We start from the raw sequence: 16,611 nt of genomic DNA, 5'->3' as shown, positions 1-16,611 counted from the left end.
ATAAGTGATAAGTGATAAGTGATAAGTGATAAGTGATAAGTGATAAGTGATAAGTGATAAGTGATAAGTGATAAGTGATGTTTTTATGTTAATTTATATGAGGAATTAATATAATGTGAAAGATGCTATATTTAAGGCTATAATAAAATGTAAGTATATTCATAGTAACATAAGACTTTTATTTTAATTGAAATTTTGGCTGTTAGGCAAGATATAACTATATTTTTAATAAAAGATAAAGTTGTACTTTAAATAATAAATAAAGCTATTTATAACCAAAAAAATAAGTTTTGTGGGTATATATTGAAATGTATATCAAGCTGACATGTAAAGTGATATTATATATTTAAGGAAAAAATTACAATATATATAGGCATATATTTAAAGCAAAGGGGTTGAAACATATGAGATTGATTACACGTTCTGATTTTGATGGATTAGTTTGTGGTGCATTATTAAGAGAAGCAGGTATTATTGATAATTGGAAATTTGCTCATCCTAAAGACTTACAAGATGGGTTGGTTGAGGTGACAGAAGATGATTGTCTTGCCAATGTACCATTTGTAGAAGGGTGTGGTCTTTGGTTTGACCATCATTCTAGTGAATTTGAGAGAAATGAACTTAAAGGAAGGTATAAAGGATAAAGTCGCATTGCTCCTTCTTGTGCAAGAATTATTCATGAGTACTATGGTAAAAATGAAAGATTTTCTCATTTTAATGAAATGCTAGAAGCAGTAGACAAAGTTGATTCTGGAAATCTTACTATAGAAGAGGTACAAAATCCAACTGGATGGATTTTAATTGGTTATCTTATGGACCCAAGAACAGGGTTGGGGCGTTGGAGAAACTTTACTATATCTAACTATCAATTGATGGAAAAGTTAATTGATGCATGTAGAACTTTAGATACAGAAGAAATTTTAAATCTGTCAGATGTAAAGGAACGTATAGAAGTTTATTTTGAGCAGACAAATAAATTTAAAGAAATGGTTGCTAAATACACACGTACAGAAGGAGATGTTATTATTTCTGATTTACGTGGAGTAGAGCCAATTTATACAGGTAATCGTTTCATGATTTACAGTATGTATCCAGAACAAAATATTTCTGCCTGGATTGTAAATGGAAAAGGTGGAAAAGGGTGTTCTGTAGCTGTAGGATACAGTATTTTAAATAGAACTTCAAATATTGATGTTGGTAGTCTAATGCTTAAGTATGGCGGTGGAGGTCACAAAGCTGTTGGGACTTGCCAATTTAATGATGAACAAATAGACGAGCTACTTCCAATGTTACTTGATGAACTTGTAAATCCTAAGAAGTAATGGTCTAATTTATAAATTGTATAAATAAAACAGAATTTCATTGTACCTTTTAGCATAAGAAAGTGAAGTGGTACAATGAGGTTCTTATCAGCATGCATGTTGAGGATGTTGATATCTATAACAATCACATCTGAGGATATAAAATTACTCCGTATTTCTATATTTTGAATATCAGATAAAATATAGGTAATACAGTCAAAAATACACAAAGCCTTTTATCAATTTTATTTATAAAGGTGTGGACATGTCACTTTTACAACCACTCTAGTTACTTAACTGTTTAAATAAGATTTTATACTCGATTTTCTCCATATATTTTAATATTGCTACAATCTTATCATATCTATTTGTATTAGATAAAAGTTTATTATGTGAAATATACATTTAAAGTTTTCTAATAGTATATTTAAATATTTTATTATGATGACATAATAAATGAAATGTATATCTTTAAATATGAATATCTTTAAAGATAATAATCTATTAATCCAATGAATGTTGCTCATAGTTCTATAACCTGCTATAGTTTAAAATAAAGCATGATATTAAATTTTATTATAATCTAAAAATTTGCGAGGGGGGCTTTTATGAAAATAAAATTTATTATAATGGTATTGATAGTGTTTTTAGTGGGATTACTTGTGGCATGTCAAAGTACAAAAGATACAAAAGATACAAAAGATAAAGTATCAGATACAGAAGTAAAAATATTAGGAACAGGTGATTTACATTCAGTTGTGACAGATTCTCTGGTTTCATATGTAAATGAAGAAAGAGCAAAGAATGAAAATTTACTTATGGTAGATGCAGGAGATTTTTTTGGTGAACAAAGTAAAGAAATGTGGGAATGGACTTCTGGAAAAAAACTAATTAAGATTAAAGGTGGGCTAGCAGAATATGAAGATATAGTTAAGAATGCTCAAGATGAGGTACCTATAGTTAAAGATTTAACACAGTTGAAATATGATGCTGTAGTACTTGGGGATAATGAATTTATTTCAAATGATAAGAAAAATCTTGATAAATTAGTTTCTGATTTTAAAAATAATAATATTCCATTAGTATCAGCAAATGTATATGAACAATCTGGAAAAAACTATGTACAACCGTATGTGATGAAAAATGTTAAGACAGATAAAGGTAATGTAAAAGTTGGAATATTAGGTCTTACTATAAAAGAAGTAGGAAAAATTTCAGGATTTAAAGATATTAAAGACGAGGCTAAATCAAGAGAACTTGGAGAACAATCTGAGTACAAAGGTAAATTATATGCAAATGATTTAGTAGAAGATGCAACGAAATGGATAAAAGTGATGAAGAAAGAAAATCCAGATATAATAGTTGCAGTTGTACATTCAGGGGAAGAACCTAAAAATTCTAATAATACAGGAAATAGAATAAAGGAACTAGCAACTACAGTAGAGGGGATAGATGCAATATTAGCAGGTCATACTCATGAGAAAATAAAGCAACATACATATAAAAATAAATCTGGGCAGGAGGTAATTGTAACACAACCAGGTTCATATGCAGATGGTGTATCAGAGATTAACTTTAAATTAAATAAGAAAAATGGTGAATGGAATATAAAGGAAAAGAATAGTAAATTAAAAATAATTGATAAAGAAATAAATATAGTTGCCACTGCAGATTTGCATTCACATTTTTCTGATGAATTAGCAGCTAGTCTTGTCAATGAACAAAGTAGTCAAATTGCACCTGTTGTAGTAGATGCAGGAGACTTTTTAGATCCTCAGACAGAAAAAATGATTAAATGGTATAACAAGTGGAAAACTATAAGGGCTAATAATACTGATACAGAGATTAGCAGATGCCCGATGGTCAATGATATGAAGCATGGTAGGTATGATGCAGTAGTACTTGGAAATCATGAGTTTGTATCTGAGAAAGATGAGTATTGGGCAGATGAGCGTCTTTTAGATGCTGTTATAGAAGATTTTAATAATGTGGCGATTCCTGTGCTATCAGCAAATATATATAAGAAATCTGGAGAAAACTATGTTAAACCATATATTATAAAAGATGTAGAGACAAATGAAGGTAAAGTAAAAGTTGGAATATTGGGTCTTACGATAAAAGAGGTAGGTAAAGGTCTTGAAAATGTAAATTTACAAGAGCAATTTCAATATAAAGATAAATTGTATGCAAATGATTTAGTAGAAGATGCAAAGAAGTGGGTAAAAGTGATGAAAGAAGAAAATCCAGATATAATAGTTGCAGTTGTACATTCAGGAGAAGAACCTAAAAATCCCAAGCATCCAGGAAATAGAGTAAAAGAATTAGCAACTACAGTAGATGGGATTGATGCTATTGTTGCTAGTCATACTCATGAAAAGATAGATGAACATGACTATAAAAATAAGTCTGGAGGTAAAGTTATAGTGACACAACCAGGTGAACATGGTAAATATTATTCTAAAATTACTTTTAAAGTGAAAAAAGAAAAGGGTTCATGGGTTATTAATGATAAATTTAGTAAAACAATTGAGGTTGAGTAACTTTATAAAGTTTATAGATAATATATAAAGTTTATAAATAATATAAGGTATTTAATATTAGTATGATAGATAAGATGAATATATAAGACTATTTCCATATTCCATATATTAAAATATTGTGAGTATACTATATTAAACTTACTTGAAGATTTGAGTATATTAGAGTAAGTATTGTTTTGCAACTAAAAAATATAAAGAACTATATGTAGATTTATTTAAAAAGGAATTTACATATAGTTTTTTTCGTATAATAAACAGTAACAAACTTAGATAGTAAAGATAAGGTATAAGAGTAAATTTTATTATCATCAAAAAAATCAAGGGGGAAGCTTTTATGAAAATAAAATTTATTATAGTTACATCAATAATAGTTCTAATAATATTATTAGTGGGATGTGAAAGCACTAAAGATATAGAAATCAATGTACTTGGGACAAGTGACTTACATTCAATAGTCCCAGAAAACCTAGTTTCTTATGTGAAAGAAGAGAGAAAATACGATGAAAACTTGCTAATGGTTGATGCAGGCGATTTTTTTGACATACAAAGTATTGATATGAATGGATGGTCTACTGGTCAAAAACTAGTACGATTTAATGATGGTATGCCAGAGTTTAAAAAAATAGCTGAGCCACGTGAAGGAGAAGTTCCTATAGCTAAAGAAATGGCAAAATTAAAATATGATGCAGTTACATTTGGAAATCATGAGTTCGTTTCTAATGATAAGCAAGGTCTTGATAGGTTAGTTTCTGATTTTAGAAATAATAACATACCATTGGTGTCTGCAAATATATATGAACAATCTGGAAAAAACTATGTAAAACCATACATAATGAAAGATGTCAAAACAGAAAAAGGGAATGTAAAGGTAGGAATACTAGGGCTTACTATAAAAGAAGTAGGAGAACGTTCAAGATTTAAAAGCTTTGAGCAAGATAAAAAAGCTAGAGCACTTGAAGAACAAGCACAATATAAAGGTAAATTATATGCAAATGATTTGGTGGAAGATGCTAAAAAGTGGGTAAAGGTCATGGAAAAAGAAAGTCCAGATATAATCGTTGCCATTGTACATTCAGGTGAAGAGCCTAAAAATCCTAAAAACCCAGGAAATAGAATAAAGGAGCTGGCAACAACTGTAGAGGGAATAGATGCTATTGTAGCTGGTCATACGCATGAAAAGATAGAGCAACATACATTTAAAAATAAATCTGGTGAAGAAGTGGTAGTGACACAGCCTGGAGCTCATGGCGATAGTGTATCAAAGATTAACTTTAAGTTGGGTAAGAAGAATGATAAGTGGTTTATAAAAGATAAGCACAGTGAATTAAAGGTATTTGGAAAAGAAGTAAATATAATTACAACATCTGGTTTACATTCAAATTTTTCAGATGAAATGGCAGTTAGTTTATTTAATGAAAGATATAGAGCTGTACAGCCAATCTTTATTGATACTGGAGACTTCTTTGATGCAGATACAAAAGAAATGACTAGATGGTCTAAAGAATGGCAGTATAATACAAAAAAAGGTATTCATAAAAGAATAAACGAATGGCCTATTGTTTATCTAGGTTATGATGCTGTAGTACTTGGTAGTCATGAACTTATATCTGAAAAAAATGATTTTGAAGAAAAAAAGTCTACATTGGATTCTATTATAGAAAATTTTGAGGAAATGAAAATTCCTGTTTTATCAGCTAATATATACGATGAGTCTGGAGAAAATTATGTAAAACCTTATATAATGCATAAAGTTGAAACTAAAGAAGGCGACATAAAGGTTGGAATATTGGGGCTTACTATAGATAAAGATGAAAAAAATATTAATGATTCAAGTTCAGAAAAAAATTCTGAAAAAACAAATAGATTATATACCAATGACTTAGTTAAGGATGCAAATGAGTGGGTAAAGGTTATGCAAAAAGAAAATCCAGATGTAATTGTTACAGTTGTACATTCAGATAGTAATAATATAAATTTAAAAAATCCAAGTAGCGAGATAAAAAAACTTGCTACTACAGTAGATGGAATAGATGCTATTGTAGTTGGGCATACAAAAAATAAGATAAAAGAACGTAGCTATAAGAATAAGTCTGGAAATAAAGTTATAGTGACACAATCTAGTGAAGATGGAGAGTATTATTCAAAAATAAGTCTCGAATTAAGAAAAGAAAATGGTACATGGAATATTATCAATAAATATAGTAAGGCAATAAAAATGAAGTAGAGCAATAAAGATTAAGTGAGACAATAAAGATGAATTAATACAATAAAGATGAATTGATACATAAGTAAACTAATAAAGTAGTAAATCAATAAAAATAAATTGAATTTATACCATAATTATACAATTAGGTACATTGTAATATTAGATTTATTAGTAAAAATATGTTTATATAAAAATATGTCTCGATACAGTTAAAATACTAAAGAATAGTATATTGAAATAAAAGAGAAGAACCTTTATATTTGAGGTTCTTCTTTCTTATTTTTATTTACAAACAAGTAAAATTATCTATAAAGAATCGAATGTATTTTTCCTTTACATTTTTTTGATATGCAATACCATACTCGATGATAGCTTCTTCAATGATTGGACGAATAATAAAACCATCACTTTCTGTTGGTATGCAATGTTCAGGTAATATTGCTATACCATATCCACAATTTGCAAGAAGTATACTTGCTTGGTCATTTTCACATACAATATTAAAATGGTTTTGAGAATGTAATGCTATTTTTTCCTGCAATATGTTTCCATGTTGAAATGGTATAAACTTAGGATTTAATATAATTAAGCAATTTGTCTTTAAATCATCAAAAGTCAGACTATCTTTTTCAGCAAGGATAGATTGTGAGGACATAATAGCATAATTTTTAGTATTCTTTAATTTCTTAAAAGTGCACTCTTTCATATCTCTAATCATTTCTCTTGTTGAAAGCATAATGTCTAAATGTTTATTATTGAATAAATTTTTAAGTTTAAAATAATCCTCCATAAATATTAAAGGGTACACCTGTGGAAAGGCAATTCGTAAGTCTGATAATATACCTTGTAATTTATTGAGTTCAGCATGACTAGAACATCCAATACGCAAAAAAGAAGTATTCTGAGAAGTAGCTTTTGCTATCCTTTTCTGTGATACCTCTATTTTGTTGAGTATGTCTTTGGCATCACTGTAAAACATATTTCCCATTTCTGTCAATCGAACCATTTTTGAATTTCGTATAAATAATTTCGCTCCTAATTCTTCTTCTAGATTTTTGATATGGTGAGTAACTGTAGGAGTAGATAGAAAAAGTTCTTCTGCTGCTTTTGTGAAATTTAACTTGTCAGCAACACATACGAAACATTCTAATTGTTGAGTATTCATAAAGCACCTTCTTTCCATATCAAAAAGTATAATTGTAAGATGAGATAATTTCAATATAATATTAGATTTTATATAATATTATTAAGGTTTTTGAAATTCTCATTCAACACAGATAATGATAAAATTTTAAATATTAGGCATCTGAGTATATTCATTTCTATACAAAACAAATAAAAGTTAGGTAAGAAAATTATAGATAATTAAAGTTGTCTGATAAAACTTAGAGTAAATCAACATCTTAAAAATTAGTTAGAAAAGGAGATAGAATATGATTAAAAAATTAGCTTGTTCCATTAAAGAGTATAAAAAAGCTTCCATACTAACATCAGTATTTGTTGTATTAGAAGTCTTAATGGAAATTTTGATTCCTATGATTATGGCAGAAATGATTGATGTAGGAATCAGTGGAAACAATACACAGACCCTAGTGCAACTTGGTACCATTTTGATTGTTTGTGTATTTTTAGGATTATGTTTTGGAATACTGTCTGGAAGTTTTTGTGCTACTGCATCTGCTGGGTTTGCACAAAATTTAAGGAAGGATATGTATTACAAAATACAAGGCTATTCTTTTGCTAATATTGATAAGTTTTCAACTTCCAGTATTGTAACAAGATTAACCACAGATGTAACAAATGTCCAAAATGCTTATATGATGATTATTCGTGTGGCTGTACGTGCTCCACTTATGCTTGTATTTTCATTGATTGCTGCATTTATGGTTAATGCGAGTTTATCCTTTATATTTTTAATTGCAATCCCAATTCTTGGAGTTGGTTTATATTTAATTGTAAGTCGTTCCCATCCATATTTTGAAAGAGTGTTTAATATTTATGATGACTTAAATGGAGTTGTGCAAGAGAATCTCACAGGTATACGAGTAGTTAAATCTTTTGTAAGAGAAAAATTTGAAGTCAAGAAATTTAAACATGTTTCAGAGAAAATATACAAGACATTTGGAAAGGCTGAAGGAATTGTTGCTTATAATATGCCATTAATGCAGTTTTCTATGTATTGCTGTACACTACTACTTTGTTGGTTTGGTTCAAAAATGATAGTTTCAAGCAATGCAACTACAATGACTACAGGAGAACTTTCCAGCTTAATTACATATGCCATGAATATTCTTAATTGTCTTATGATGTTATCTATGGTTATGGTTATGATTAATATGGCAAGAGCTTCTTGTGAACGAATTATAGAAATAGTAGATGAAGAAAGTTCATTAAAAAACGGTGATACTCCTGTATATCATATGGAAAATGGAGAAATAAGTTTTGATAATGTATGTTTCAGTTATGTAGATGATAAAGAAAAAGAATGTCTAAAAAATATTTCATTTCATATAGAAACTGGTTCAACATTGGGGATTATAGGTGGGACTGGAAGTGGAAAGAGTTCACTAGTTCAATTAATACCACGTCTTTATGATGTGACAGAGGGAAAAATTACAATAGGAGGCGTAAATGTAAAAGACTATGATTTATTTACACTTCGTAATGAAGTAGCAATGGTTCTTCAAAAAAATGAGCTATTTTCTGGAACAATTAAAGAAAATCTACTTTGGGGAAATAAATATGCTAGTGAAGAAGAAATGATACATGCTTGTAAATTGGCACAGGCAAATTCTTTTATTGAAACATTTCCAGATAAATACGACACATATATTGAACAGGGAGGGACAAATGTTTCTGGTGGTCAAAAGCAAAGACTATGTATTGCAAGAGCCTTGCTAAAAAAACCAAAAATTTTAATACTTGATGATTCTACAAGTGCAGTAGATACAAAAACTGATTCAATGATTAGAAAGTCATTCAGTGAAGAAATACCAGACACTACAAAAATTATTATTGCACAGCGTATTTCTTCAGTGGAAGATGCTGATTATATTATCGTTATGGAAGGCAGTAAAATCAATGGGTATGGTACACATGAGGAATTGCTAAAAACAAATGTAATATATAGGGAAATCTATGATTCACAAACGAAGGGAGATGACAAGTAATGGAAACAAAGGTATTTAGCGTATGGAAACGACTGTTATCTTATATTGTAGGGCGACATAAACTTTTGTTTAGCACAGTTGTCGTATGTATTCTTTTTAGCTCTTGTACTATTGTCATAAGTTCTTTGTTTTTGCAAACATTGATTGATGATTATATAACTCCACTTTTGCTTGAAGATAATCCATCTTTTAGTGGCTTATTATATACAATTATTTTAATGGCATGTATTTATATCTTAGGTGTTGTCGCAACATTCCTCTATAATCGAATTATGGTAAAGATTTCTCAAGGAACTTTGAAAGAAATTAGAGATGACATGTTTGTACATATGCAAAAACTTCCTATTCGTTATTTTGATACTCATACACATGGAGATATTATGAGCCATTATACCAATGATACAGACACATTGCGTCAGTTTATTTCACAGGCATTACCACAATTTATTTCGGCTATTATTACAGTAGTTGTTATATTGATTTCTATGCTTATAAGTAATGTACCTTTGACGCTTTTAGTTTTAGTAGTTACAGTCATCATGAGCATAGTTACTAAACAAATTGGTGGTGCAAGTGCAAAGTATTTCATAAAGCAACAAGAGACATTAGGAAATATTACAGGATATATTGAAGAAATGATAAATGGTCAAAAAGTCATTAAGGTATTCTGCCATGAAGAAGATGCAAAACAACAATTTGATAAAAAGAATAAAGATTTATGTTTAGATTCTACACAAGCAAATAAATATGGTAATATACTTATGCCAACTATTATGCAACTTGGAAATCTGCAATATGTGTTAATTGCTCTTTTTGGAGGACTTATGGCATTGTATAGTGTAGGCTCTATTACAGTTGGAATGATTGTCGCTTTCTTGAGTTTGTCGAAAACATTTTGTATGCCTGTCTCACAAATTGCACAGCAAATTAGTATGATGGCTATGGCGTTGGCAGGAGCAGAACGTATATTTGAATTGATTGACGAAGAGCCTGAGCAAGACAATGGATATGTTACATTAGTACATGCTAGATTCAATAATGGGGAAGTAATCGAAACAACTGATAATACAGAAATATGGGCATGGAAACATCCTCATCATGATGGTACAATAACATATACTCCTTTAAAAGGTGATATTCAGTTCTTTGATGTAGATTTTGGATATACAGAAAAGAAATTAGTATTACACAACATAGTTTTGGAAGCAACAGCAGGAGAAAAAATAGCATTTGTCGGTGCAACTGGAGCTGGAAAAACTACCATAACAAACTTGATTAACCGTTTTTATGATTTAGCAGATGGAAAAATTAGATATGATGGTATCAATATCAACAAAATTAAAAAGACAGATTTACGCCATTCCTTGGGAATTGTCTTGCAAGATGTCAACTTATTTACAGGAACAATTATGGATAATATCCGATATGGTAAAATGGATTCTACAGATAATGAATGTATTGAGGCTGCTAAATTGTCAAATGCACATGACTTTATTACTAGATTGCCAAATGGATATCAGACTATATTGACACAAAATGGTTCCAGTCTTTCACAAGGTCAACGACAATTAATCTCGATTGCCCGTGCAGCAGTTGCAAATCCACCAGTAATGATTCTTGATGAAGCTACATCTTCTATTGATACACGTACAGAGACACTGGTACAGAAAGGTATGGATAATCTTATGAAGGGTAGAACTGTTTTTGTAATAGCACATAGATTGTCTACTGTTAGAAACTCAGATGCAATTATAGTTCTTGAACAGGGACGTATAATAGAGAGAGGTACTCATAATCAGTTAATAAATAAAAAAGGAGTTTATTATAGTCTTTATACAGGGGCATTTGAGTTGGAATAGAAATTATAGGTTATAAATTTTTATATAATATATAAATAAAGCAAGGCACTTTAACATAATATGAGTGCTTTGCTTTGTTATTTTATACATGTAATTGTCTGTTATTTTTTATAAGTTTTATTTTTAATATTTTTCTACATACTTTTATTATCATATATACTTATTAGATAAATTTAATTCCATATATTGGATATGTAAGCTATTATTTAAACATACTTATTATATGATATAATATTATAATATAATTAAATTAAAATATCTTAATAAAGAAGGAGATAAATATTTGTCATCTATACAACAGTCTATTAAAAAATACATGGAGACGTATTTAAATAAAAAATTAAACTTACAAGAAAGGCTTTTTTATCTTTTTTGTTTTGCTGGAGTTATTTGTTCATTTTTAGCTTTTGTTGCAGCTCTTTTTAGTAGCCTTCCTAGTATATCTATATGGGGAAGTTTTTCTTGCTTTTGTATCATGTCAATATTGGCAATCTATTCTCTTAAAACACAAGATATTGATAGAGGGTGTCTAGTAATTAATATAGGGCTTAATATATTCTTATTTCCAGTACTCTTTTTTATAAGTGGTGGAGTGGATAGTGGTATGATGCTTTATTTCTTGTTGGGAATATGTGTTATATCATTGACTCTTGATGGTCTTAAGAGAATAGTTATGATATCTGTATCTATATTTGTGTATTGTATATCTATATTTTTGGCATTTAATTACCCAAACTTAATTGTATCTATAGGCGAATCTCGTGCATCAGATACGATAAGTAGTTTTATTATAGTTTCATTGTTTTTATGTATAGTAATGATTGTAGTATTACAAGAGTATTCTCATGAGCGTGATAAAGTATATAAATTGAACCAAAGACTTGAAAGGCAGGCAATTATAGATGATTTGACAAATTTGTATAATAGAAGATATTTAATACAATATATGTCCAATATATTAAAAAAGCCACTGCAAGAAAGAGTTATGTCCATTGTATTGTTTGATATAGATGATTTTAAAAAAATAAATGATAAATATGGTCATCTATGTGGAAATAATGTATTAATTCGATTTAGTGAGATTTTAATTGAAGAGGTTGGAAATGATGGGATTGTTTCAAGATACGGAGGAGAAGAGTTTATAGTTGTAATGCCTAGCTTTACTAAATCTAAAGCAATTGAGGTAGCAGAGCGTATTCGCATACATGTTTCTAGTGATAAAAAATTATTTGATTTAGTAAACAAAATTACAGTCAGTGGTGGTGTAGAGGAGTACGTTGAAAATATGACTATTGAGAAGCTAGTAAAGGGAGCGGATACAAAGCTTTACATAGCTAAAAATAATGGAAAAAATAAGATTGTAAGTTAGAGAAAATTCGGTTTAATAGTGTCATCATGGTAGATGTATTTGACATAATGACACTATTGTTTTAGTTAATAATACTAAGCACTATTTGTATGTTTCCATTTCCTAATATTTCATTAAGTTTACTGGTATCTTCAATGTATCCCAGCTTAGTGTAGTTATATGAGGTTTGAAAATCTTTATAAAATAGTACCAAACAATCAGAGCCGTATAGCATAAAATCACCAGTCTTAATATTTTTTACAGATTCTGAACTTGATGGCAAATCTTTTGTAAAGTAATTATATTTTTCGTTTTTATTTAAATCTTTCATATCTAGTGTAAGTGGCATTTTTTCTAGTAGTGTTTGTACAGAGGCATTATTATAAAGTTTCAATACAAAGTCTTTATCTCCAATTTTAAGATTGGCAGTTATCATGTTATTTTTAGTTGATGTTATCACTTCTTTTTCTTTATAAGAAATAGGAGTTGCAGTTAAAGTATTATTTTTAGATTCTTGCTTAATTGTTTGTTGTGAGGCTGGAATATTTGTACAACCTAACAATGCAAAGCTATAAAGTGCAGTTAACATAAGGCTTATAATCTTTTTCATAGGCTTATACTGCCTTTCCCATTTGATATGCTTTACTTAATATATCTTTTACCCCTTTTAAAAACATATCTGCTAATATTTCAGAATTTCCATCTCTGCGAAAACTTGTAGATATAATTAAGACTTTTTTGTTCATTTATTTATTCCTCCTTAATTTTTTTTATAAACTTTGCCGGGACACCTCCCACCAACGTATTAGGTGACACATCTTTTGTTACAACAGCTCCAGCTGCTATGATTGCTCCATCTCCCACTTCTACACCAGGAGTTATTGTGACATTAGCACCGACCCAGACACTTTTCCCTATTTTAATAGGTTTTGGGTGCATAGTACTTCGTTTGCTTGGTGCAAAATCATGATTTAAAGTTGCCAATACTGCATTATGACCAATTAACGAATTGTCTCCAATAGTAATACCACCTTGGTCTTGAAATCGACATCCTGAATTTATAAAAACATTTCTACCTATTGTTATATTTTTTCCACAGTCAGTATAAAATGGAGGGAACATGTTGAATGTTTCATCTACATGTTTTCCTATTAACTCTGAAAACAATGTTCTAATTTCTTCTGGCTCATGATAATGATTGTTTAATTTAGAGGTAATTTTCATGGCTTCATTGCTGAGTTCACTCATAAATTTATGTAACTCTGAGCCCCCAACAACAGTAAGTCCTTGATTAACGTGTCTTAAAAATGTATTTAAGTTCAAGTTCATTTCACACATCCTTTCTGATTAACTGTAAGATTTTTTCAATACTTCTACACAATCCTCATGTGTCATTTCACAAGGATTTGCTGTAAATAAACCACCCATTGTTTCTCGTGCACTTTTTGCTATTAGATTAAAATCTCCTGGTGTAATTCCATAATCGGACATTTTTAAATCTGCAACGCCACAAGCTTCTTGTAATTTGCTAAGAGCTGTAATAAAATCTTCTGCTTTGTTAGCATCCTTCATTCCCAATGCCTGTGCCATGCGTACAAAGCGTTCATCACAAGCATGTTTCTCTATAAAAAATCCAAAGAAAGCTTTAGAAATCATAATCAAACCTGCACCATGAGGAAGTCTTGGGTAATAACCAGACATAGCCTGTTCTAAAGAATGCTGTGCTGTAGTGACACTGATTGTCATGACAATTCCTGCAATCGTATTTGCAAAAGCCATGTGTTCTCTTGCTTTCATATCACTACCATTTTTTACTGCATGTGCAAGATAGTTGCCTACATTTTCGATAGCAGTTAAAGCATACATATCGCTCATAACACTGGAAAAAGAAGATATATAGCTTTCCACAGCATGGAATAAGGTATCAAATCCTTGATAAGCAGTAAATTCAGGTGGTACAGATTTCATCAATTCTGGGTCAATTATAGACAAAACAGGGAATAAAGAGTCATAACCACCAACACCAATTTTCTCATGGGTTTCTTCATTTGTAACAACTCCCCATTGGTCAGCTTCACTACCTGTTCCAGCAGTGGTTGTAATACAAACAACTGGTAGTGGTTCATTTTGTAATGGTTGTGCTTTTCCAGTACCTCCATTTACATAATCCCATAAGTCACCATCATTTGTTACCATCATTGCAATTGCTTTTGAAGCGTCCATGACACTTCCACCACCTAAGGCAATAATAAAATCACATTCTGTTTCACGAGCACAGGAAGCCCCGTTCATGACAGAATTTTTATTAGGATTTGCGTCTATTTCACTGAATAACACAAACTCTACTCCTGCCATTTTTAACTGCTCTTCTGTTCGGGCAAGTGCACCATTTTCTTTAGTTGATTTTCCACTTGAAACAACAAGCAAGGCTTTTTCTCCAGGTAGTTTTTGTTGATGTAATTCATCTAAACGTCCATTTCCAAAGATAAAACGAGTTGGTATATACATATTAAAATTCATATTTTTTCCTCCTTTTTATGTCCTTTTCATGTTATTGTTCTTATTAAAATTTATATCATAGTTTCTATATGTTTATTATATTAACGAAATAATATAATAGCAAATACTTATAAAGAATACCTTCCCATAGTTGACAGGAATACTAGAGGAAACTACACTATAAATAGGAGGGATATACAAATGGAACTTAGAGTATTGAGATATTTTTTGGCAGTTGCAAAAGAGGAAAGTATTACAAGTGCAGCTCAATCACTTAATGTGACACAACCTACACTTTCAAAACAACTTATGGAACTTGAGGATGAACTTGGGAAAAAGTTGTTTTTGCGTGGCAACAGAAAAATCACACTTACAGAGGATGGCTTATTTTTACGTAAACGTGCGCAGGAAATAATTGATTTAGCAGATAAAACTACTTCAGATTTTAACAATGATTATGATGACATACGAGGAAATGTTTATATTGGTGGGGGAGAAACAGATGCTATGCGTTTTATTGCAAAAACTGTGAAAGAATTGCAGAAAGAATACCCTAATATACGCTATCATCTATTTAGTGGAAATGCTGATGATGTAACGGAAAGACTAGATAAAGGACTTTTAGACTTTGGAATTTTAATCGAACCTGCCAACATGGAAAAGTATGATTATATCAAACTTCCTGTTAATGATGTATGGGGGTTACTTATGAAAAAAGATTGTGAACTTGCTCAAAAGAAAATGATATGTGCAGAAGATTTGAAGGGAATTCCTATATTAACTTCACGTCAAACATTGGTTCAAAATGTAATTTCTGGTTGGTCTGGGCAAGATTTTCAAACATTTAATATAGTGGCAACTTATAATCTTGTCTACAATGCTTCTCTTATGGTAGATGAAGGGGCTGGATATGCTCTTTGCTTGGATAAGCTAATCAATACAACAGGTAATAGCAATCTTTGTTTTAGACCTTTAGAACCGAGATTAGAAGCACACTTAAATATTGTCTGGAAAAAGTATCAGGTTTTTTCTAAGGCAACTAAAAAGTTTTTAAATAAATTGCAAAGCGAAATTAATAATTTTGTATCAGAATAGAAAGATAGCTATTTAATTTATAATATTATTTATATGAAGGTGGTGAGATTTATGAAACGAGATTTATATGTAATGAGAGATAAAATAAAGCTTTTTTATCAAAGATAGGCGAAATACTCCATCCTCAACGTAAGTAGGGTGGAGATGTAAGCCTGTAATATAAATTAAAAGGAGGTGAAGAAATGATACAGATGAAAGCTTTTAAGTTTAGAATATATCCAAATCAAACTCAAAAAGAAATAATAGAAAAATCTTTTGGATGTTCAAGATTTGTGTATAATCATATGTTAGCACTTCAAAAAGAAAGATACGAAAAGGAAGGTAAATCACATTCAAAGTATGATTTAATTAAAAAACTTCCATCACTTAAAGAAGAATATGAATGGCTCAAAGAAGTTGATTCAACTAGTTTGCAAGCTACCATTGATGATTTAGATAGTGCATATAAAAACTTCTTTAGAGAATTTAAAAAGGGTAATAATCAAGGATTTCCAAAGTTCAAAAGTAAAAGAAATCCTAAAAGAAGTTTTGAAAGTAAGTGTGTAAATAATAATATAACTATTAAGGATAATCTAATTAAGCTACCAAAATTG

The 16,611-nt window shown here is 30.0% G+C and carries 14 protein-coding genes; 9 read left to right on the top strand and 5 right to left on the bottom strand.

Features of this window, described 5'->3' with window-relative positions; translation table 11 throughout:
- Nucleotides 1-404: 404 nt before the first annotated feature.
- The 4 genes from KGF46_RS20460 to KGF46_RS19275 all read left to right on the top strand — a co-directional run bounded on the left by KGF46_RS20460 (nucleotide 405) and on the right by KGF46_RS19275 (nucleotide 6,065).
- Entirely contained in the window at nucleotides 405-644 is a 240-nt protein-coding gene (locus KGF46_RS20460) for a hypothetical protein (RefSeq protein WP_413894767.1), read from the top strand.
- A 78-nt stretch (nucleotides 645-722) separates the two neighbouring features.
- Nucleotides 723-1,322 carry a hypothetical protein gene (locus KGF46_RS19285; RefSeq protein WP_413840953.1) on the top strand — a complete coding sequence of 200 codons (600 nt, stop codon included), beginning with the start codon at nucleotides 723-725 and terminating at the stop codon, nucleotides 1,320-1,322.
- Nucleotides 1,323-1,909: 587 nt separating this feature from the next.
- On the top strand, nucleotides 1,910-3,841 hold the full coding sequence (locus tag KGF46_RS19280) for a metallophosphoesterase (RefSeq protein WP_227862247.1): 1,932 nt from the start codon (nucleotides 1,910-1,912) through the stop codon (nucleotides 3,839-3,841).
- 334 nt (nucleotides 3,842-4,175) lie between these two features.
- Nucleotides 4,176-6,065, top strand: a complete 1,890-nt coding sequence (locus tag KGF46_RS19275; protein WP_227862246.1) for a metallophosphoesterase — start codon at nucleotides 4,176-4,178, stop codon at nucleotides 6,063-6,065.
- A gap of 268 nt (nucleotides 6,066-6,333) precedes the next feature.
- On the opposite strand, the gene KGF46_RS19270 is transcribed toward KGF46_RS19275, so the two are convergent.
- Nucleotides 6,334-7,212 carry a LysR family transcriptional regulator gene (locus KGF46_RS19270; RefSeq protein ID WP_227828691.1) on the bottom strand — a complete coding sequence of 293 codons (879 nt, stop codon included), beginning with the start codon at nucleotides 7,210-7,212 and terminating at the stop codon, nucleotides 6,334-6,336.
- Nucleotides 7,213-7,480: 268 nt separating this feature from the next.
- Between KGF46_RS19270 and KGF46_RS19265 the strand changes: the two genes are divergently transcribed.
- The 3 genes from KGF46_RS19265 to KGF46_RS19255 all read left to right on the top strand — a co-directional run bounded on the left by KGF46_RS19265 (nucleotide 7,481) and on the right by KGF46_RS19255 (nucleotide 12,445).
- On the top strand, nucleotides 7,481-9,217 hold the full coding sequence (locus KGF46_RS19265; protein WP_227842699.1) for an ABC transporter ATP-binding protein: 1,737 nt from the start codon (nucleotides 7,481-7,483) through the stop codon (nucleotides 9,215-9,217).
- The gene (locus tag KGF46_RS19260; protein ID WP_227862245.1) at nucleotides 9,217-11,076 is read left to right on the top strand and encodes an ABC transporter ATP-binding protein; all 1,860 of its coding nucleotides are present in this window, start codon (nucleotides 9,217-9,219) and stop codon (nucleotides 11,074-11,076) included. Before KGF46_RS19265 ends, KGF46_RS19260 begins: the two co-directional genes overlap by 1 nt.
- Nucleotides 11,077-11,359: 283 nt before the next feature.
- A complete protein-coding gene (locus KGF46_RS19255) occupies nucleotides 11,360-12,445 on the top strand; it encodes a diguanylate cyclase (protein WP_227839750.1) in 1,086 nt (361 codons plus the stop codon).
- 61 nt (nucleotides 12,446-12,506) lie between these two features.
- On the opposite strand, the gene KGF46_RS19250 is transcribed toward KGF46_RS19255, so the two are convergent.
- The 4 genes from KGF46_RS19250 to KGF46_RS19240 are packed head-to-tail and all read right to left on the bottom strand — an operon-like array spanning nucleotide 12,507 to nucleotide 14,944.
- Nucleotides 12,507-13,034 (bottom strand): cyclophilin-like fold protein, encoded by a 528-nt coding sequence (locus KGF46_RS19250; RefSeq protein ID WP_227862244.1) that lies wholly within the window; start codon nucleotides 13,032-13,034, stop codon nucleotides 12,507-12,509.
- Nucleotides 13,035-13,038: 4 nt separating this feature from the next.
- Nucleotides 13,039-13,170, bottom strand: a complete 132-nt coding sequence (locus KGF46_RS20185) for a hypothetical protein (RefSeq protein ID WP_255287815.1) — start codon at nucleotides 13,168-13,170, stop codon at nucleotides 13,039-13,041.
- A gap of 4 nt (nucleotides 13,171-13,174) precedes the next feature.
- On the bottom strand, nucleotides 13,175-13,747 hold the full coding sequence (locus KGF46_RS19245) for a DapH/DapD/GlmU-related protein (protein ID WP_227850493.1): 573 nt from the start codon (nucleotides 13,745-13,747) through the stop codon (nucleotides 13,175-13,177).
- Between the two features lie 24 nt (nucleotides 13,748-13,771).
- A complete protein-coding gene (locus KGF46_RS19240; protein ID WP_227856726.1) occupies nucleotides 13,772-14,944 on the bottom strand; it encodes an iron-containing alcohol dehydrogenase in 1,173 nt (390 codons plus the stop codon).
- Nucleotides 14,945-15,124: 180 nt separating this feature from the next.
- Between KGF46_RS19240 and KGF46_RS19235 the strand changes: the two genes are divergently transcribed.
- Nucleotides 15,125-16,018, top strand: coding sequence for a LysR family transcriptional regulator (locus KGF46_RS19235; protein WP_227828685.1), 894 nt, complete (start codon nucleotides 15,125-15,127; stop codon nucleotides 16,016-16,018).
- 182 nt (nucleotides 16,019-16,200) lie between these two features.
- Nucleotides 16,201-16,611: RNA-guided endonuclease TnpB family protein (locus KGF46_RS19230; protein ID WP_227862243.1), on the top strand; the 411-nt coding region annotated here is incomplete at its 3' end.

The sequence above is a fragment of the Clostridioides sp. ZZV14-6153 genome (genome assembly GCF_020657855.1).
In the GTDB taxonomy this organism is placed as follows: Bacteria; Bacillota; Clostridia; order Peptostreptococcales; family Peptostreptococcaceae; genus Clostridioides.
Note: the sequence above shows the minus strand (reverse complement) of the source record. Positions and strands in the feature narration are given on the sequence as shown.